Origin of the sequence: Nocardia sp. NPDC004068, from assembly GCF_042874315.1 — a bacterium.
Taxonomy (GTDB): Bacteria; Actinomycetota; Actinomycetes; order Mycobacteriales; family Mycobacteriaceae; genus Nocardia.
Genome location: NZ_JBIAMW010000008.1, coordinates 364,739 through 383,000 on the forward strand (window position 1 = coordinate 364,739; position 18,262 = coordinate 383,000).

Here is an 18,262-nt window from a genome sequence, read left to right on the forward strand (position 1 = left end):
GCCATTCTTCCGCCCTGGCTGTCGGTACCCGATGGCAGCATGGGAACCATGTGCGGCAGATATGCGACAACGGCGAACCCGGCCCGGCTCGTCGCCGAACTCGACGCCCTCGACGAGACCGACGACCGCCCCGATTCCGGCCCGAACTACAACGTGGCGCCCACCAATCAGGTGCTCACGGTCGTCCGGCGGCACGATCACGACCACCCCGACGACGAGCCCCGGCTGCGGGTGCGGCGGATGCGCTGGGGGCTGATCCCGGTGTGGACCAAGGCCGCCGAACCGCGCGTGCCCGCCAAGGGCAAACCGCTGTTCAACGCGCGCGCCGACAAGGCCGCCACCACCGCCTCGTTCCGCGACGCGGTGAAGAAGCGCCGCTGCCTGGTTCCGATGGACGGCTGGTACGAGTGGCTGGTCGAGGGCCAGACCGACAAGGGCAAGGCGATCAAGCAGCCCTATTTCATGGCGCACGCCGACGGTTCCCGGCTGTACATGGCCGGGCTCTGGTCGACCTGGCGCGATCCGGACCATCGCGATATGGACCCCCTCCTGTCGTGCACGATCCTCACCACCGACGCGGTCGGCGATCTGACCCGCATCCACGACCGGATGCCGCTGCCGATGCCGCGCGAGCACTGGGACGCCTGGCTCGACCCGGACCACCCCGCGCCGCACGAACTACTGGAAACGCCTTCGCCGCAATGGGTTTCGGATATCGTCGCGCGCCCGGTCTCGCCGCTGGTGAACAGCGTGCGCAACAACGGCCCCGAACTGCTGGCCGATCCGGCGGCCGGAAGCGACGAGCGGACCGGTCAGACCAGCCTGATCTGACCGGCCCGGCCGCTCGTCACAGGTCGCAGCGCACCGACGGGACCGCGACATTGAGCCCGCACCGCACGATGCTCGCGCCGAGGTCGACCAGTTTGGAGGTCGCCCCGCCGCCGTACTTCTCGGCCTTCTCCGCCTGCTTGTTCGGTCCGTCCTGGGCGGCCCGCCCCGGCCCGGAGCCGAGGGGGTAGTTGGAATCCGCGGTGGCCGTCGCGCAGCCCAGCAGGAGGATCACCCCGCCCGACACGGCGACGATCATGGTGCGCACCCGGTGCCTGTCCGACATTTCGCATCACATCCTCGGGGTCGAACGAATCTGACCCGATCAGTAACGCACACCGAATGATCCCATTCGGGAGATTTGCGGCTTTCGTGCCGTACGCGGGCGTGTTGCCCACGAACGACCGGGCGGCCCCGGCACGAGGTGCGGGGCCGTCCGGAAACTGTCGCGGGGCCTAGACGGGCTGGGCCGTGGCGGGGCCTAGACGGGCTGGGCCGTGGCGACCTTGCGTTCGTTGGCCTCGGCTCCGGCCTGGATGCCGCCCGCGGTGCGCAGCGGCACCTCCTTCCAGAACGCCACCAGCACGAGCGCCAGCGCCGCGATCCCGGTGACCGACAGGAACACCGTCGACATCGAATCCGCGAAGCCCACCTTGAACGGCCGGGCCAGCGTCGGATTCAGCTGCTGGATCACCGAACTGTCGTTGAGCACCCCGCTCGCGGCCGAGACATCGTGCGCCGCAAGGCCCTTCGACAGCGCCGCGTCCGCGGGATTCGAGCTGTGCAGGCCCTCGGCGACCGCCTGCTGGAACGCGGGCTGGGTCGAGGCGGACCGCAACTCGTCCCCGATGCTCGGGCTCAGCTGGGCGAACAGGATGGACAGGAACACCGCCACGCCCAGCGTGCCGCCGATCTGCCGGAAGAACGTCGCGGCCGCGGTGGACACGCCCATGTCCTTGGGCGGCAACGCGTTCTGCAACGCCAGCGTCAGCGGCTGCATCAGATTGCCCAGGCCCAGGCCGGTGATCCCCATGAAGATCATCACCAGCCACAGGCGGCTGTCGGCGTCGACGAAGTGCAACAGGAACAGTCCCAGCGTGAGCAGCGCCGCGCCGATCAGCGGGAAGGCCCGGTAACGGCCGGTGCGCGAGATCGTCTGACCCGCCACGATCGAGCCGACCATCATGCCCAGCACCATCGGCAGCATCTGCAACCCGGCCACGGTCGGGCTGGAGCCGCGCACGACCTGCAGGTACTGCGGGATCAGGCTGATGCCGCCGAACATGCCCGCGCCGACCACGAACGAGATGACCACGCCGAGCGCGAAGGTCGAGTTCTTGAACATCCGCAGCGGGATGAGCGCCGCGTCCCCGAGCCGGGCCTCCACCGCGACGAAGCCGAGCACGCCCAGCACGCCGACGACGTAGCACAGCACCGAAGACGTACTGCCCCAACCCCATTCGCGGCCCTGCTCGGCCACCACCAGCAGCGGCACGATGCCCACGGCCAGCATGAGCACGCCCCACCAGTCGATCCGCACGCCCGGCCGCGGGGTGCGCGGCAGGTGCAGCACGCGGGTCACCACGGCGAGGGCGACGACGCCGATCGGCACGTTCACCAGGAACACCCAGCGCCAGCCGGTGACGCCGAAGATGTCGGCCTGACCGGCGAACAGGCCGCCCAGCACCGGGCCGACCACGCTCGAGGTGCCGAACACGGCCAGGAAGTAGCCCTGGTAGCGGGCGCGTTCGCGCGGGCCGACGATATCGCCCATGATGGTCAGCGCCAGCGACATCAGCCCGCCCGCGCCCAGGCCCTGCAACGCGCGGAAGGCGGCCAGTTCGTACATCGACTGCGCGAACGAACAGGCCAGCGAGCCGACCACGAAGATCGTGATGGCCGCGAGATAGAACGGCTTGCGCCCGTACATGTCCGACAACTTGCCGTACAGCGGGGTGGCCAGGGTCGCGGTGATCAGGTAGGCGGTGGTCACCCACGCCTGTAGGGAGTAGCCCTGCAGATCGTCGGCGATGGTCCGGATGGACGTGGACACGATGGTCTGGTCCAGCGCGGCCAGCAGCATGCCGAGGATGAGCCCGCTCATGATGACCAGGATCTGGCGGTGGGTGAAACCCGCCTCCGATCTCGGTTCGGCGGGTGCGGTTGCGGTTGTCACGAGTCTTTCTCCGTCGCTGAGTTCTGGGAGGTCGGGGGAGTGAGGATGGCCGGGCGCGCGGCGTCGTAGTCGTCGACGAAGCGCCGCAGCATGGTGCCGAACAGCTCGCGTTCGTCGTCGGTCCAGTCGGCCAGGACCCGTTCGAAGGTCTCGTTGCGGCGCTTGCGCATCTGCGCGGCCACCTCGCGGCCCGCGTCGGTGACGACCAGGACGCTGGCCCGGCCGTCGGCGGGATCGGCCCGGCGTTCGATCAGGCCGCGTTTGACGAGGGTCTGCACCTGCCGGCTGATCGTCGAGGCGTCGGAGTACAGCGCCTCCGCCAGCGCTCCGGACCGCATGGGCCCGTCGCAGAGCAGGCGGAAGATGATGCCGAACGCGGCGATCTCGATCTCGCCGCCGGAGTGGGCGGCGATGTGGGCCTGGGTGCGTTCGCGGATCCGGGCCAGGCGGACCAGCTGCTGAGCGATCCGATCGACCGCCGAGTCGCCGTCCATGTGCTGTCGTCTCCTTGCATCTGTCAACTGCTTGTGCGAAGCAATTGCTTGTACCTGCCAACTAGTTGTACTAGGCAAGTATGCGGCCGCGAGCGACCGCGGGCAAGGAGTTTTTCTGTGATCCGGATCAGCCCTGCGTGACCGGGGCGGTCACCGCGGCGGTGAGGCGGACGAGATCGGCGGGGGCCAGCTCGATCTCGAGCCCGCGGCGGCCCGCGCTGCACAGGACGCGGTCCCAGGTCAGCGCGGATTCGTCGATGACGGTCGGCAGCGCGCGCTTCTGGCCCAGCGGGGAGATGCCGCCCAGCACGTAGCCGGTGGTCCGCTCGGCGCGGACCTTGTCGGCCATCGCGGCCTTGGGCGCGCCGAGCGCGGCCGCGGCGGCCTTGAGCGACAAGGTGTTCGGCACCGGCAGCACGGCGACCGCGAGGCCGCCGGTGGACAACTCCACGACCAGGGTCTTGAAGATCTGCGCGGCGCGCACACCCAGCTGTTCGGCGAGCGCGGCCACGGCCTCCGCGCCGAACGAGTCCGCGCGCGGATCGTTCGGATAGGAGTGCACGCGGTGAGCCACCTTCGCCTGGGTGAGCACCCGGACCGCCGGGGTCGACGCACCTGCCATGCGGGCCAGATTAGGCGCCGCGGCGGCCGGGGCGCGAACGCGCGGGAACACACCGCGCGCACGCCATGTTGCATGCGATACGAAATCCATCCACCCCCCAGCGACCTTCGAAGGAGTTTGCCGGTGACCGTTCTGGTCGATGAACGCCCGGTGCGCGTCGTCACCGGATTCCTGCTGCCCAGTCCCGTCGCGGTAGATTCGGAAACTACGGCGATCGAAGGGATGGGCGTGACGAGCGACGACGAAGTGACGGCCGGCATCGGAGAGCCCGATGATCCCGCCGACGACGAGTTCGCGGACGACGGATCCGGGGCCCGCAGCGATTCGAGCGAAGCCGAACTGGCCCAGCGGTTCGAGCGCGACGCGCTGCCGTTGCTGGATCAGCTCTACGGGGCGGCCCTGCGCATGACCCGCAACCCGGCCGACGCCGAGGATCTGGTCCAGGAGACGTTCGCCAAGGCGTTCCAGGGTTTCCGGTCCTTCCGCGAGGGCACCAATCTGCGGGCCTGGCTGTACCGGATCCTGACCAACACCTACATCAACTCCTACCGCAAGAAGCAGCGGCAACCGGCGCAGTACCCGACCGACGAGATCACCGACTGGCAGCTGGCCTCCACGGCCGAGCACACCTCCACGGGCCTGCGCTCGGCGGAGATGGAGGCGCTCGAGGCGCTGCCCGACGACGACATCAAGGCCGCGCTGCAATCGCTTCCGGAGGAGTTCCGGATGGCGGTGTACTACGCCGATGTCGAGGGCTTCCCCTACAAGGAGATCGCCGACATCATGGGGACTCCGATCGGTACGGTCATGTCCCGCCTGCACCGCGGCCGCAAGCAGCTCAAGGGTCTGCTCGCCGACGTGGCGCACGAACGGGGGTTCGATCGCAACCGCACGGGTGAGGGCACGCGTCAGGAGGTAACCCAGTGAGCACCGGCGACGACGAGACGGAACTGGACTGCACGGCGGTTCTCGCCGACGTCTGGCTGATCCTCGACGGCGAATGTGACGAGGCGACCCGGGAACGGCTGCGCCACCACATGGACCACTGTTCGCCGTGCATCGAGGCCTACGGCCTGGAGGAGAAGCTGAAGCGGCTGCTGCACACCAAGTGCGGCGGCGACCGCGCCCCCGAGGCGCTGCGCGAGCGGCTCACCCTCGAGATCCGCAGATCGGTGACGATCACCGAGACGAGCGTCGAACAGCCCTGACGCGACAGAGCGGCACGCCATCGAAATGGCGTGCCGCTCAGTGCTTTCCGGGGCGCCCGTCGTCAGCTGTTGGGGCGCTTGCCGTGGTTGGCCGCGTTCTTGCGACGGCTGCGCTTCTTGCGTCCACGCTTTCCCATGGTTTCCTCCTTCTGATCGACGCCATTGTTCCATGTGTGGTTGGCTGTACCGTCAGCGGCCGCTGGCCGGAACGCGTCGGTTCGAACGAGAGGGTGGCATGGCCGAGGAAGTGCACGCCGAGATGGTGTCGACCGTCTTCCAGATCGTCGCCGAGGAGGGCGCGCCGATCGCCGAGGGCGACACGCTGGTGCTGCTGGAGTCGATGAAGATGGAGATTCCGGTCCTCGCCGAGGTCAGCGGCACGGTCGCCTCGATCAACGTCAAGCCCGGCGACGTGCTGCAGAAGGGCGACCTGATCGCCGTCATCGCGTGAACCCGGGCGGGATCACGCGGAACGACACCCTTCACCTGGTGTAAGGGGAGGATGTTCACATCGGGTGAAGGAGCGTGGGTGATGTCGACACTGAGCGATCTGCTGGCCGAGCACACGGATCTGCCGGGCGCGGCCGTGGATCATCTGCAGCGGATGGTCGGCGACTGGCAGCTGTTGTCGGATCTGTCGTTCGCGGATCTGCTGCTGTGGGTGGGCGCGGGCCCGGTCGCCGAGGGCGCCGACGTCGTCTGCGTCGCGCAGAGCCGCCCGACCACCGCCGCGACCGTGCACCCGAAGGATCTGGTCGGCTCGCTGGCCTCGCGCGACGACCAGTCCCAGATCTTCGAGGCGCTGCTGACCGGTGAGATCGTGCGGCTGGACTCGGACGTGGAGACCAGCGGCGTCTATCACCCCACCCCCGTGCATGCCATCCGCGAGGCGATCCCGGTGCGGGTCGGCGACGACGTGATCGCGGTGCTCGGGCGCGACACCGACGTGCGGCGCACGAAGGTGCGCGGCAGCCTGGAACAGGCCTATATGGCCTGCGCGGACGATCTGTGCCGGATGATCGCCGACGGCACCTTCCCCACCCTCGAGGACCGCACGGGTTCGCATTCCAGCCCGCGCGCGGGCGACGGCTTCATCCGCCTCGACACCCAGGGCCAGGTCGTCTACGCCAGCCCGAACGCGCTGTCGGCCTATCACCGCATGGGCTTGCAGAGCGATCTGGCCGGACAGGATCTCGCGCAGACCACGCGCTCGCTGATCACCGATCCGTTCGACGCCCAGGAGGTGGTCAGCGACATCCAGGCCGCGCTCGCGGGCAAGTCCGGGCGGCGGATGGAGGTCGAGGCGCGCGGGGCGACCGTGCTGCTGCGGACCATCGTGCTGCGCCCGAACGGCGAATTGGTCGGGGCCGCGGTGCTCGTCCGCGATGTCACCGAGGTCAAGCGCCGCGACCGCGCGCTGCTGTCCAAGGACGCGACCATCCGCGAGATCCATCACCGGGTGAAGAACAACCTCCAGACCGTCGCGGCCCTGCTGCGCCTCCAGGCCCGCCGCACCGAGAACGAGGAGGCCCGTCTGGCGCTGACCGAATCGGTCCGCCGGGTCACCTCGATCGCCTCGGTGCACGAGATGCTGTCGATGTCGGTGGACGAGGAGGTCGATCTCGACGAGGTCGTCGACCGGCTGCTGCCGATCATGGCCGACGTGGCCACCGTGCACACCGCCCGCATCAAGGTGCGGCGCGCGGGTTCGCTCGGCGTGTTCTCCGCCGAGCGGGCCACCCCGCTGGTGATGGTGCTCACCGAATTGGTGCAGAACGCCATCGAGCACGCCTTCGACGCGGGCGAAAACGGCACGGTCACAATTCGTTCCGAGCGGTCGGCCCGCTGGCTCGACGTCATCATCAGCGACGACGGCCGCGGTTTGCCCGACGGTTTCAGTTTGGAGGGTTCCGACCGGCTCGGGCTCCAGATCGTGCGCACTCTCGTCACGGCCGAATTGGGCGGTTCGATCGGTTTGCATCCGGGCGCGGATGTCGGAACCGACGCGGTGTTGCGGGTTCCATTGGGCCGCCGGGCTTCTCGCTGACCGATTTTCCTGCCCGGAAACAATGAAGCCCGGCACCGCGTGGGTGCCGGGCCGGAAATGCGTTGCGGCCGGGCCGAGCGCTATCGCGTGGCCGTAACGCGCGGTGCCGTACTAGACGGCACTGCGAGTGCGGGTGCGCGCGTTGCGACGCTTCAGCGCCCGACGCTCGTCTTCGCTCATACCACCCCAAACGCCGGCGTCCTGGCCTGACTTCAGGGCCCAGGACAGGCACTCGGCGGTTACGGGGCAGCGGGCGCAGACCAGCTTGGCATCGGCAATCTGCGCGAGCGCGGGACCGCTGTTACCCACCGGGAAGAACAGCTCGGGGTCCTCGTCGCGACAGATGGCCTTGTGGCGCCAGTCCATTTCCTCTGCTCCTTTGCTGGGCGCGCTCGGGCGCCTCTGGTTTGTGGTCCGTTCACTTGTGCGACTCGAATGTTTCCGCACGGTTGCTTGTGAATGCTTTCACGAACACCGTAGATGTCAATAGCTTTGTGGTGCACCGTGGGGAAGCTCACGCTGTAAGACCCCTACCTGGGGGGCCTGCGGAGTCCTTTGTACTCGCTCGCGCCGGTTTTCGCAGCACAACTGCGATGTTTCTCAGTTGTGTCGGCCCGAATCAGGTCGCGGGGCGACCACCTCGAGCACCTCCGGCACGGCCGTGAATTCCACCACGGTACGTCGGCCGATGAAGTCGCCGTCAATTTGCAGCCCGATCGGCTCGGCGGCGGTGATCCGTACCGACGGAACGTCATCGGTGCGAAACAAATTGCGCGCCTTGGGATTTCCCTCCGCGGACAGCAGTTGACGGGCGACCCACAGTGTTGGCAGTACCCCCATGGTCCGCATGGCAAACACCCCGAGACCGGTCTCGAATCGGGTGCCCGGATTGGTGCGAACGGGACGAGAGTCCAGAAACGTCCACGGACTGGTATTCGTCACGAACGCGTAGTGCACGCCCGCGACCGGTTCGTGTCCGGGGACCTCGACGGTGAGCGCGGGCTCGCGGCGGCGGGCCCGGAAGAACTGCCGCACGGTGGTCCGCAGATAGCGGGCCGGGGTGGCCGGATGTCCGTTCGCGCGGCTGTGGTCGATGGCCTCGCACACGTCGGCGTCGAGCCCGACCCCGGCGCTGAAGGTGAACCAGCGATCGTCGGCGATGGCCAGCCCGATGCGCCGATCCCCGCCCGATCCCGGCGACAGCTGATGGATCAGCTGATTGGTGGCCGCCACCGGATCGGGCTCGAGCCCGAGCGAGCGGGCGAACACATTGGCCGAACCGCCCGGAATCACGCCCAGCCGCGGAATCCACGCCTGCCCGTCGTCGACCTGCGGCAGCGGCAGGAACCCGTTGATCGTCTCGTTGACCGTCCCGTCCCCCCCGTGCACGACGATCAGATCCATCTCGTTGGTAGCGGCCCACTGCGCCAACTCGGCCGCATGCCCCCGATGCTGCGTATGCGCGACGATCAACTGCGTGCGGCTCTCCAACGCGTGAGCGAGCAGATCGCGGGTGGCCGGCGTCGTCGAAGTGGCATTGGGATTCACGATCAGCAGCGTCCGCACCCGAAGCAGCGTACTGTGCCCGATCCCAACCCCCACCCACCCGCGAGCCCCGCCTCTCCCCGGCCCGTGCCGTCCCGCTGACGCGCGGGCTCCGGCCCCTGCTGTGCGTTGACGCGTGGGCTCTGGCTCTCCCCGGCCCGTGCTATGGACCTCGGCTCTCCCCGGCCCCTGCCGTCCGCTGACGGGCGGGCCTTAGGCTGGGCGGGTGGCGAAGCAGGAGAACGGGGTCGGGCGGGTGGGGACGCCCGGGACGGTGCGGGGGGCCGGGGCGCTGGCCGCGGTCGAGGGGCTGGTGGGGGTGATCATCGCGGTCGTGCTGGTGGTGCAGGGCGCGCGGGGGAGTGGGAACCCGAAATCGGCGTACGGGACCGCGGCCTACTTCGCGATTCTGGCGGGGGCGGTGCTCGCGGCGGGGCTGGCGCTGTACTTCGGGCGGCGGTGGGGGCGGGCCATCGTGGTGCTCGCCCAGATCCTGTTGCTGCCGGTGGCCTGGTACATGTTCAGCTCGCATCGGCCCGAGCTGGCCGTGCCGGTGGGACTCGCCGCCCTGGTGACCCTCGGGTTGATCTTCGCCCCGCCCTCGACCCGCTGGATGGCCGAGCTCTACGACTCGGAGTGACCGCCCGCGAGGCGGTGCAACGCCTCCCCGGAGAGCCGGTAGCCGATCCACTCGCTCTGCGGTTCGGCGCCGAGGGACTTGTAGAAGTCGATCGAGGGCGTGTTCCAGTCCAGCACCGACCACGCCACCCGGTGGTACCCGTTGGCCACGGCCTCGCGCGCGAGTTCGACGAGCAGCCGCTTGCCCAGCCCGAGCCCGCGCGCCCGCGGCCGGACGTAGAGGTCCTCCAGGTAGATGCCGTGGGTGCCGGTCCAGGTGGAGAAGTTCAGGAACCAGATCGCGCACCCGACGATCTCCGAATCCCGTTGCGCCACATGGGCGTACAACGCGGGCGCGGGCCCGAACAGCGCGCCGTGCAACTGCTCGACGGTGAGGTGGCACTGCTCGCTCGCCCGCTCGTACTCGGCGAGTTCGTGCACGAGCGCCACCATGGCGGGCACGTCGGCGGGCGTGGCGCGGCGGATCATCGGGCGCCCCCGTCCAGATCGGGAACCAGGTTGTGCGCGAGCACGGTGTGCGCGCCGTGGTCGTGGCCGAGCACGCTGAGCGCGCCGGTCGACAGGTAGAACCGGCGACCCTCGCGCACGTCGAACTCGGCCCAGCGCGCGATCAGCACCCGCGAGAAATGCCCGTGCCCGACCAGGACCACATCGCGTTCGCGCAGCGCGGGCGCGACCGCCGCGAGCACCCGATCGGCGCGCGCGCCCACCGCCTCGGCGGTCTCACCGCCCGGCGTGGGATGGGTGAACACCGTCCAGCCCGGCACGCGCTCGCGAATCTGCGGGGTGGTCAGGCCCTCGTAGTCGCCGTAATCCCATTCGACCAGATCGTCGTCGATCCGAGGATCGGGCAGACCCGCCAGTTCGGCGGTGCGCCGCGCGCGCTGCCGGGGACTGGTGAGCACGAGGGGATCGGTGAGCTTCAGCCGGGCGAGCACGCCCGCCGCCGCCCGCGCCTGCTCCTCGCCGAGCGGGGTCAGCGGGACGTCCGTGCGCCCGGTGTGCCTGCGTCCCCTGGACCACTCGGTCTCACCGTGCCGGAGCACCACCAGCCGGAATTCCGTTTCGCCCATCCCTCGATCATGCCCGACGCGGGCGCGCGCTCACCGGCCGAGCCCGTGCAGCCGCCCGCCGCGCGACTCCAGCACGATCGATCCGGCGAGAGTCAGCGAACTGGGTTCGCGGTGATAATCCTTGCGCTCCACCGGAATTCGGGACAGCTGCGCGCCGGTGCCCGGATCCAGCACCGCCAGCCCCTCGGCGATCGGCGCGAGCAGCTGCCCGGCCAGCATGACCGGGGTGCCGAGCACATCGGGCGCGGTCCACACCGGATCCAGCGTGGTCGCGTTCAGGGCGATGAGACTCGTGCCGGTGGTGACGAAGAAGGTCGCGCCGAGCCGGACCGTCGCGGTGGTGTCGGCGATCGGACCCGAAAGCCGGTGTGCCCCGACGAAATTCGCGGCCTGATCGTAGACGGCCAATTCCGGTGCGGCGGTGGATGTTCCGGGCAGGTAGAGCGCGATCCTGTTGTCGGTCACCGCGATCACGCGCACCCCGTCGGAGACCGCGCCCGGCTCGGTCAGCACGTGCGAGCCGTACTCCTCGGGCACGGTGTTGTCCTTGGGGGCCGGATTGAGCACGGTCAGCCGGACGGCGGCGTCGTCGGGGCAGCGCTCGACCACCGCCACCCGCGAGGTGTTGGAGCTCGCCGAGAACAGCGCGCAGTCGTGCCGCGGTTGGGTGCGCACGTTCATCGGCGCGTCCACGTACCCGTACTCGAGCGTGCGGACCAGGTCCGGCCGCCAGAGCTCCATCCGGTCGCGGCCCAGCGCGACCACATAGGTGCCGTCGCTGGACAGCCGCACCGCGTCGTCCATATAGCTGCTGCGGGCCGCGCGGCGGGCGCCGGTGTCGGCGGTCAGCAGGGTGGTCTGACTGCACCCGCGCCGATCGCGGTAGGTCGCCACGACCGTGCCCTGCTGCACCTCGAGGCCGCACAAAGGCATGTCCCGCTGGTACTTCCAGACCTGCGCGCCGGTCGCCGGATCGCGTCCGGTGACGGTGCCGCCGTCGCCGGTGATCGCCACCCCGCCGCCGAACAGCGCGCGCCCCGCCGCGCCGTCGGGCGCGTCCCACAGCTCGCGCAGGGCGGTGGGCGGGCTGTCGGCGGGAGTGACCGGGCCGAGCGGATGCGCGGCGGGTTGCGAGACGGTCCCGCGCGCGTCGCTGATCGCCCAGACCGCGACGAGCACGATCACCACCACGACGGCGATCGCGGCCGCGGCGTACAGGTCGGCGCGCGTTCGCCGTTCGGGTGCGAGCACGTCAGCGAGACTAATGCTTAGGCGGAGGCGGCGGCCACCTGCGTGTCGGCATCGTCGTTCGTGTCGGACCCGTTCGACCGGCGGCGGCGACGGCGACGGCGGGCCGGTTTGTCGGCGTGCGCGTCGTCGTTGTCGGCGTCGGACTCTGCGGCCGCGTCGTCTTCGCTTGCGGCGCCGGGGTTCTCGGCGGCGGCGTCCGAACCGGCACCGCCGCGGAGGCGACGGCGGCGGCGCGCGGGCCGCTCGGCGGTCGAATCACCCTCGGGCGCAGTGCCTTCGGCGGTCGCGTCGGTGGAATCCGATGCGTCCGAATCGGTTTCGGCTCCGTCCGCGCGGTCCGCCACGACCTGCCCGCGCACGGTGCGGCGGCGGTTGCGCTTGCGCGGGGTGCGCTTCTCGCGCTCCACCACGACCGCGTCCTCGTCCCGTTCCGGCGCGCGGCGCAGCGTGCCGGTGACGTTCTCGGGGATGCCGAGATCCGAATACAGATGCGGCGAGCGCGAATACGTCTCCACCGGCTCCGGGATGCCCAGGCTCAGCGCGGCGTCGATGGCCTGCCAGCGGTTGATCTCGTCCCAGTCGACCAGGGTGACGGCGACGCCGGTGCGCCCGGCGCGGCCGGTGCGGCCGATGCGGTGGACGTAGGTCTTCTCGTCCTCGGGGCACTGGTAGTTCACGACGTGGGTGACATCGTCGATATCGATGCCGCGCGCGGCGACGTCGGTGGCCACCAGCACGTCGATCTTGCCCTTGCGGAACTTCTCCAGCGCCTTCTCGCGGGCGATCTGGCCCAGGTCGCCGTGCACGGCCCCGACCGCGAAACCGCGCTCGGCCAGCTCGTCGGCGACCTTCTGCGCGGTGCGCTTGGTGCGCGTGAAAACCATGGTGGCGCCGCGGCTCTCGGCCTGCAGGACGCGCGCGATCAGCTCGCTCTTGTCCAGCGCGTGCGCGCGGTAGACGAACTGCGCGGTGCGGTCGTGCACGGCAGAGTCGTGCGGTTCCTCCGCGCGAATGTGGGTCGGCTTGTGCAGGAACGTGCGGGCCAGGGTGATGATCGGGCCGGGCATGGTGGCCGAGAACAGCATGGTCTGACGCTGATCGGGGACCATGGTCAGGATCCGCTCGATATCGGGCAGGAAGCCCAGATCGAGCATCTCGTCGGCCTCGTCCAGCACCAGCACGCCGACCTTGCCGAGGATCAGATGCTGCTGCTCGGCCAGATCGAGCAGGCGGCCGGGCGTGCCGACGACCACGTCGACCCCGGAGCGCAGCGCGGCGATCTGGGCCTCGTAGGGACGGCCGCCGTAGATCGAGGCCACGCGCAGCTTGCCCTGGTGGTTGGTCAGGTGCTTGCCGATGTTCTCCAGGTCCTGGGTGACCTGCACGCACAGCTCGCGGGTCGGCACGATGACCAGCGCCCGCGGCGTGCCGTCCAGGGCCGTGGTGCCGGATTCGGCGGTGACGATGCGGTGCAGCAGCGGGACGCCGAATCCGAAGGTCTTGCCCATCCCCGTGCGGGCCTGACCGATGAGGTCCTCACCGGCCAGTGCCAGCGGGAGCGTCAGTTCCTGGATGGCGAAAGTGCGTTCGATTCCGATCTCACCCAGCGCGCGCACGATATCCGGGTGCACACCCAATTCCGCGAAAGTCGGGGCGGTGTGGTCGGAGTCGAGTTCGGCGGTCAGCAGGGTGTCGGTGAGCCCTGGTTCCTGTTCGACGGTGATCTTGCTCAGGTTCGTACCTTTCCTCGTGGATCGCATCTCGCGCGCACGAGGTGTGGAACTCCCCACACAGCTCCGGCGGTCTTTCCACCGCGGCCGCCGCGGGATGCCGGTCGGCATCAACCAGGCGCGGCGCGGTGTCGCGGACGGTGCGCGCACATTATCGGTGGGCTCGAAAAATCTCGTTGCCCACCGCGATTGTAGCGTGATAGCTTCTTCTGCCCGATTTGCGCCACCCGATTTTCCGATTCCGCTCCGGCCCGGTTGTCGTTCGGCAAGGGCCGCAGGGCAATTCACCGGCGGCCCCGGCGCGACGGTGGCCCAGCCCACATGTGTGAGACGTGGTGTCACGGGATAAATTCGTAAGCGTGACTTTGGCAGACACGGTGAGCCTCGCCGCGCGCAACGCCTGGGCCCTGACCTTCGGTGACGGCATCGAACCTCCGACCCGCACGCCCTCGACCGTGCTGTGCGACGAACCGCACCGCGAGCTGCGGCGCTTCGAACGCGCCGACGGTTCGGCCGGGGGCCCCGACGAGGCCGCGGTGCTGCTGGTGCCGCCGCTGGCCGCGCCGGCGAGCTGCTTCGATCTGCGGCCCGGCCAGAGCCTGGCGAGTTTCCTGCTCGACTGCGGCCGCCACCCGTACGTGCTCGACTACGGCGAGATCACCTTCGCCGATCGCCGCATGGGCTTCGAGGACTGGATCGACGACATCCTGCCCACCGCGATCGGGCGGGTGTCCACCGATCGCGGCGGCGCGCCGGTCGATCTGGTCGGCTGGTCGCTGGGCGGGGTGCTGGCGTTGCTGACCGCGGCCGCCGACCCCGCGCTGCCGATCCGGTCCATCACCGCGGTCGGCTCGCCGCTGGACTACGACAGGATCACCGGCGTGCCGCAGCTGCGCGCGGTCGCCCGGTTCACCCGCGGCCTGGCCACCTCGACCCTGGTCCGGGCGGCCGGGGGCGTGCCCGCGCGGCTGACCCGGCTGGGCTATCGCGCGACGTCCTGGGAGCGCGAGCTGCGGCGCCCGATGTTCATCGCCGCCAATCTGACCGATACCGCGGCCCTGGCCCGGATGGAGACCGTCGACCGCTTCCAGGCCCAGCTGCCCGGCTACCCCGGCCGGTTGTACAACCAGCTGTGGAGCCGGTTCATGCTGGCCAACGACATCGCCAAGGGTGTGGTCCGGCTGGGTCGGCGGGAGATCGCGCTGGCGGAGGTGACCGCGCCCGTGCTGCTGGTCGGCGGTCCCGACGACGTGATCACGCCCGCGCCCGCGGTCGAGCACGGCCGCACGACGCTGGTCAACGCGCACGAGGTGCGGTACGAGACCGCGCCCGGCAGCCACCTCGGCATCCTCACCGGGCCGACCGCCAGGGAAACGACGTGGACCTATCTGGAGAAGTTTCTCGGGGATCGGTCGTGACCGCGCGCGGGAGCGTCCGGACCCCGGTTAGGGTGGACGCCATGGGAGTTGACCCGTCTGCCGCACTGGGTGTTTCGACCGAACCCGACCCCCGCATCCCCGCCGACCATCCCGGCGTCACCGATCTGTTCGCGGTGCTCGCCTACGGCGAGATCTCGGCGTTCTATCGCCTGGCCGAGGAGGCCAAGCTCTCGCCGTCGCTGCGCGGCAAGGTGGCCGTGGCCGAGATGGCCGCCGCGGAGATGGCGCATTTCCAGACGCTCGAGCGGGCGCTGTCCGGCCGCGGTGTCGACGCCTTCGACGCGATGGCCCCCTTCGTGCGGGCCCTGGACGACTATCACGACTCCACCGACCCCTCGACCTGGCTCGAGTCGATGGTCAAGTTCTACGTCGGCGACGGCATCGCGGCGGACTTCTACACCGTCCTCGCCGACGCGCTCGCCCCCGAGGTCAGCACGGTCGTCCACGACGTGCTCGCCGAGACCAGCCACTCCGAGTTCGTCATCGAGGAGGTCCGCCGCGCGGTCGCCGAGAACCGCTCCGAACGCGACCGCCTCATGCTCTGGGGCCGCCGCCTCCTCGGCGAGGCCATCACCCAGGCCCAATACGTCATGGCCCAACGCGACGAACTCACCGAGCTGGTCCTCATCGCCACCGGCGACCTCTCCGGCATCGCCGCCCTCTTCGACCGCATGCAAACCAGCCACGCCCAACGCATGGCCGTCCTCGGCCTGGCCTGACCACCCCCGGTACGGCAGCACAGCCGCACCACTTATTCGGATCCGCACCCGTTTCATGGCCCTGCAAGGGGTGCGTATCCAAACAAAGGGTGCGGCTGGGGAGGGTGTTCACTTGCCGCGTAACCGTGGGGGAGCGGTCTGGACTAGCCTGAGCAGGACATCATTTGGACTCGAGGAGGATGGCCGTGGAGGTCAAGATCGGTATTTCGGACAGCCCGCGTGAGCTCGTGATCACCAGCTCGCAGACCCCGGAAGAGGTCCAGGCGCTGGTGTCCGGGGCGCTGGAGGGCAAGGGCGGCGTGCTCGCGCTGACCGACGAGAAGGGGCGCAAATACCTGATCCAGGCCGCGAAGGTCGCCTACGTGGAGATCGGCACCTCGACCAGCGGCCGCGTCGGCTTCGCCGCCGTCTAGTCCGGCACACGAAAAACGCGGCGGGGCAACAGCTCCGCCGCGTTTCGCGTTCTCGACCGGCTCAGCCCTGCGGATGCAGCGGCACCCGGGACAGCCCGCCCCAGCACAACTGGACCGTCGTGTCGACGGCCTCCTCCTTATCGATCGGCCGATCGGCCTCGAGCCAGTACCGCGCGGTGATCTGGCTGGCGCCCACCAGCCCCACGGCCAGGATGCGGGCCCGGTACGGGTCCAGTCCGGAATCGTGCGCGACCAGATCGAAGACCGCGTCCACACACGCCTCGGTGGCCTGCTCGACCCGGCGCTGCACCTGCGGCTCGCTGGTCAGGTCGGACTCGAAGACCAGGCGGAAGCCCTGGGTCTCGTGGTCGACGAAGTCGAAGTACGCCTGCACCGCCGCCCGCACGCGCTGGCGGTTGTCGGTGGTGGAGCGCAGCGCCTGGCGCACGCTCGACACCAAGGCGTCGATGTAGTTCTGCAATACCGCCAGGTACAACTCGAGTTTGCTCGAAAAGTGCTGGTAGAGCACGGGTTTGGAGACGCCCGCACACTGCGAGATCTCGTCCATCCCGGCCGCGTGGTATCCGCGTAGCACGAAGACCTCGCTCGCCGCGGCGAGCAATTGCGCGCGGCGTGCGTCACGGGGCAGGCGCGTACCGCGCTTGCTCGGCATGGCCTCGGAGGACGTGCGGGACGTCATCCGGTCCACGAGGTCTGTCATTTCGGCTCTCCCAATCGAATCCCGGCTGGAAATGGGTGTGCACGGGTATCTCTCGAACGATACTCGCATGCGGGCCAACGCGCTGATCCCGGTTCGCACACAATTCACAATTGCCCGCGAGGCGGACATAACCTTTCACACTATTGGCAACCTGTCAGTAACCGGCCGCCGTGAGAAATCTCGCACAGTCACGTTTATCCTCGCAACCCCCCTGGTGACGGTGCGACTCCTGCGATGCGGCCGCACGGGTTGTGAGAGTCTGAAGGGTGTGACCGACCAACGGGGCAGTTCGACCGGCGGGCGCGATTCGACCCAACCCGTGGACACCGACGCGCCGCAGCCGCCGGAAATCTACGATCCGCTGGGCCTGTACGCCGCCGATCCGGAGCGCTCCCGGCAACCCCTGCGGGCCCTGTGGGATCCGACCGCCGAGCCCGAGGCCGCGCCGAGCGCACCCCGCAAGCGCGGCGTGCTGCGCCGCTTCGTCACCACCTACGGCTGGCGCGCCTACGCGCTGCCCGTGCTCGTGGTGCTCACCGTGCTGGTCGGGGTCGACGCCGTCAAGGGGGGCGGCAATGCCGAGGGCGGCGCGCCGGGCCTGGGCCGGTTGAGTCAGCGCAGCGCCAACGCGGGCATCATCGGCGCGCCGCCGAAGGGCGATGTGAAGTTCTCCGGCGACCTGCCCAGCGGCATCCTGCCCGACGGCGGCCCGTTCGCCGAAACCGGAACGGGCGCTTGGCATCTCGTGCCGGGCACCGGCGCGCAGGTGGGTGCGGGCCAGGCGCACGTGTTCACCTACACCGTCGAGGTCGAGGACGGCGTCGACACCACCGCCCTCGGCGGCGACGCCGCGGTCGCCAAGATGGTCGAGGCCACCCTCGCCAATCCCAAGAGCTGGACCCATGATCCGCGCTTCGGCTTCCGTCGCGTCGACTCCGGCAAGCCCGATTTCCGGGTCTCGCTCACCTCGCGCCAAACCACCAAGAGCGCCTGCGGTTTCGAGATCCCCATCGACTCCTCCTGCTACAACTCCGATCTCGATCGGGTGGTGCTGTCGGAGGTGCGCTGGGTGCGCGGCGCGGTGGCGTTCGAGGGCGATATCGGCTCCTACCGCCAGTACCAGATCAACCACGAGGTCGGCCACGCCATCGGCTACCACGAACATCAGCCGTGCGAGACCGACGGCGGCCTCGCGCCGGTGATGATGCAGCAGACCTTCGGCACCCGCAACAACGACATCGCCGCGCTCGATCCGCAGGGCGTGGTCCCCTCCGACGGCAAGAAGTGCCGCTTCAACCCCTGGCCGTATCCCACCGGATAGCACTTGGCACGATGGTGGGGAAGAACCGCTCGACGC

Annotated in this window: 22 protein-coding genes; 10 read left to right on the plus strand and 12 right to left on the minus strand. The window is 69.5% G+C overall.

Features of this window, described 5'->3' with window-relative positions; genetic code table 11:
• Nucleotides 1-48 precede the first annotated feature (48 nt).
• Complete coding sequence (locus ACFYTQ_RS22410; protein WP_387364026.1) at nucleotides 49-831, plus strand: SOS response-associated peptidase; 783 nt, start codon at nucleotides 49-51, stop codon at nucleotides 829-831.
• A 16-nt stretch (nucleotides 832-847) separates the two neighbouring features.
• On the opposite strand, the gene ACFYTQ_RS22415 is transcribed toward ACFYTQ_RS22410, so the two are convergent.
• From ACFYTQ_RS22415 to ybaK, 4 genes are all read right to left on the minus strand, one after another.
• Nucleotides 848-1,114 carry a hypothetical protein gene (locus ACFYTQ_RS22415; protein WP_387364029.1) on the minus strand — a complete coding sequence of 89 codons (267 nt, stop codon included), beginning with the start codon at nucleotides 1,112-1,114 and terminating at the stop codon, nucleotides 848-850.
• A gap of 195 nt (nucleotides 1,115-1,309) precedes the next feature.
• Nucleotides 1,310-2,932, minus strand: a complete 1,623-nt coding sequence (locus ACFYTQ_RS22420) for an MDR family MFS transporter (RefSeq protein WP_387364286.1) — start codon at nucleotides 2,930-2,932, stop codon at nucleotides 1,310-1,312.
• Nucleotides 2,933-3,000: 68 nt separating this feature from the next.
• Nucleotides 3,001-3,498, minus strand: coding sequence for a MarR family winged helix-turn-helix transcriptional regulator (locus tag ACFYTQ_RS22425; protein ID WP_387364032.1), 498 nt, complete (start codon nucleotides 3,496-3,498; stop codon nucleotides 3,001-3,003).
• 127 nt (nucleotides 3,499-3,625) lie between these two features.
• Nucleotides 3,626-4,120 carry a Cys-tRNA(Pro) deacylase gene (ybaK, locus tag ACFYTQ_RS22430; protein ID WP_387364035.1) on the minus strand — a complete coding sequence of 165 codons (495 nt, stop codon included), beginning with the start codon at nucleotides 4,118-4,120 and terminating at the stop codon, nucleotides 3,626-3,628.
• Nucleotides 4,121-4,192: 72 nt separating this feature from the next.
• Between ybaK and ACFYTQ_RS22435 the strand changes: the two genes are divergently transcribed.
• Both ACFYTQ_RS22435 and rsrA read left to right on the plus strand, forming a co-directional pair.
• Nucleotides 4,193-5,047, plus strand: a complete 855-nt coding sequence (locus ACFYTQ_RS22435; RefSeq protein WP_387364038.1) for a sigma-70 family RNA polymerase sigma factor — start codon at nucleotides 4,193-4,195, stop codon at nucleotides 5,045-5,047.
• Nucleotides 5,044-5,328 carry a mycothiol system anti-sigma-R factor gene (rsrA, locus tag ACFYTQ_RS22440; protein ID WP_387364041.1) on the plus strand — a complete coding sequence of 95 codons (285 nt, stop codon included), beginning with the start codon at nucleotides 5,044-5,046 and terminating at the stop codon, nucleotides 5,326-5,328. Before ACFYTQ_RS22435 ends, rsrA begins: the two co-directional genes overlap by 4 nt.
• A gap of 62 nt (nucleotides 5,329-5,390) precedes the next feature.
• Here rsrA and ACFYTQ_RS22445 read toward each other — a convergent pair whose 3' ends face one another.
• Entirely contained in the window at nucleotides 5,391-5,465 is a 75-nt protein-coding gene (locus ACFYTQ_RS22445; protein ID WP_369801531.1) for a 50S ribosomal protein bL37, read from the minus strand.
• Nucleotides 5,466-5,563: 98 nt separating this feature from the next.
• On the opposite strand from ACFYTQ_RS22445, the gene ACFYTQ_RS22450 reads away from it, so the two are divergent.
• Both ACFYTQ_RS22450 and ACFYTQ_RS22455 read left to right on the plus strand, forming a co-directional pair.
• A complete protein-coding gene (locus tag ACFYTQ_RS22450; RefSeq protein WP_387364044.1) occupies nucleotides 5,564-5,779 on the plus strand; it encodes a biotin/lipoyl-binding carrier protein in 216 nt (71 codons plus the stop codon).
• An 81-nt stretch (nucleotides 5,780-5,860) separates the two neighbouring features.
• Nucleotides 5,861-7,375 (plus strand): sensor histidine kinase, encoded by a 1,515-nt coding sequence (locus tag ACFYTQ_RS22455; protein ID WP_387364046.1) that lies wholly within the window; start codon nucleotides 5,861-5,863, stop codon nucleotides 7,373-7,375.
• 111 nt (nucleotides 7,376-7,486) lie between these two features.
• On the opposite strand, the gene ACFYTQ_RS22460 is transcribed toward ACFYTQ_RS22455, so the two are convergent.
• Nucleotides 7,487-7,741, minus strand: a complete 255-nt coding sequence (locus ACFYTQ_RS22460) for a WhiB family transcriptional regulator (RefSeq protein WP_019930908.1) — start codon at nucleotides 7,739-7,741, stop codon at nucleotides 7,487-7,489.
• A gap of 234 nt (nucleotides 7,742-7,975) precedes the next feature.
• Nucleotides 7,976-8,941, minus strand: a complete 966-nt coding sequence (locus ACFYTQ_RS22465; RefSeq protein WP_387364051.1) for a diacylglycerol/lipid kinase family protein — start codon at nucleotides 8,939-8,941, stop codon at nucleotides 7,976-7,978.
• 205 nt (nucleotides 8,942-9,146) lie between these two features.
• On the opposite strand from ACFYTQ_RS22465, the gene ACFYTQ_RS22470 reads away from it, so the two are divergent.
• The gene (locus ACFYTQ_RS22470) at nucleotides 9,147-9,560 is read left to right on the plus strand and encodes a hypothetical protein (RefSeq protein WP_387364054.1); all 414 of its coding nucleotides are present in this window, start codon (nucleotides 9,147-9,149) and stop codon (nucleotides 9,558-9,560) included.
• On the opposite strand, the gene ACFYTQ_RS22475 is transcribed toward ACFYTQ_RS22470, so the two are convergent.
• From ACFYTQ_RS22475 to ACFYTQ_RS22490, 4 genes are read right to left on the minus strand one after another with little or no spacing between them, the layout of a single operon-like run.
• Nucleotides 9,545-10,027 (minus strand): GNAT family N-acetyltransferase, encoded by a 483-nt coding sequence (locus tag ACFYTQ_RS22475; RefSeq protein ID WP_387364057.1) that lies wholly within the window; start codon nucleotides 10,025-10,027, stop codon nucleotides 9,545-9,547. The two genes, ACFYTQ_RS22470 and ACFYTQ_RS22475, sit on opposite strands and share 16 nt — an antisense overlap.
• Nucleotides 10,024-10,632 (minus strand): acid phosphatase, encoded by a 609-nt coding sequence (locus ACFYTQ_RS22480; RefSeq protein ID WP_387364060.1) that lies wholly within the window; start codon nucleotides 10,630-10,632, stop codon nucleotides 10,024-10,026. The genes ACFYTQ_RS22475 and ACFYTQ_RS22480 overlap by 4 nt, the downstream gene beginning before the upstream one ends.
• A 30-nt stretch (nucleotides 10,633-10,662) precedes the next feature.
• Entirely contained in the window at nucleotides 10,663-11,883 is a 1,221-nt protein-coding gene (locus tag ACFYTQ_RS22485) for a PQQ-binding-like beta-propeller repeat protein (protein ID WP_387364063.1), read from the minus strand.
• Between the two features lie 17 nt (nucleotides 11,884-11,900).
• On the minus strand, nucleotides 11,901-13,643 hold the full coding sequence (locus tag ACFYTQ_RS22490) for a DEAD/DEAH box helicase (protein ID WP_387364066.1): 1,743 nt from the start codon (nucleotides 13,641-13,643) through the stop codon (nucleotides 11,901-11,903).
• Between the two features lie 329 nt (nucleotides 13,644-13,972).
• Between ACFYTQ_RS22490 and ACFYTQ_RS22495 the strand changes: the two genes are divergently transcribed.
• From ACFYTQ_RS22495 to ACFYTQ_RS22505, 3 genes are all read left to right on the plus strand, one after another.
• Nucleotides 13,973-15,031, plus strand: a complete 1,059-nt coding sequence (locus ACFYTQ_RS22495; RefSeq protein WP_387364069.1) for an alpha/beta hydrolase — start codon at nucleotides 13,973-13,975, stop codon at nucleotides 15,029-15,031.
• A 41-nt stretch (nucleotides 15,032-15,072) separates the two neighbouring features.
• Nucleotides 15,073-15,771, plus strand: a complete 699-nt coding sequence (locus ACFYTQ_RS22500) for a ferritin-like fold-containing protein (RefSeq protein WP_387364072.1) — start codon at nucleotides 15,073-15,075, stop codon at nucleotides 15,769-15,771.
• A 185-nt stretch (nucleotides 15,772-15,956) separates the two neighbouring features.
• Entirely contained in the window at nucleotides 15,957-16,184 is a 228-nt protein-coding gene (locus tag ACFYTQ_RS22505) for a DUF3107 domain-containing protein (RefSeq protein WP_387364075.1), read from the plus strand.
• A 61-nt stretch (nucleotides 16,185-16,245) separates the two neighbouring features.
• Here the strand turns inward: ACFYTQ_RS22505 and ACFYTQ_RS22510 are convergent, their stop codons facing one another.
• The gene (locus ACFYTQ_RS22510; RefSeq protein WP_387364078.1) at nucleotides 16,246-16,905 is read right to left on the minus strand and encodes a TetR/AcrR family transcriptional regulator; all 660 of its coding nucleotides are present in this window, start codon (nucleotides 16,903-16,905) and stop codon (nucleotides 16,246-16,248) included.
• 268 nt (nucleotides 16,906-17,173) lie between these two features.
• On the opposite strand from ACFYTQ_RS22510, the gene ACFYTQ_RS22515 reads away from it, so the two are divergent.
• Entirely contained in the window at nucleotides 17,174-18,226 is a 1,053-nt protein-coding gene (locus ACFYTQ_RS22515) for a DUF3152 domain-containing protein (protein WP_387364081.1), read from the plus strand.
• The last annotated feature ends 36 nt before the right edge of the window (nucleotides 18,227-18,262 follow it).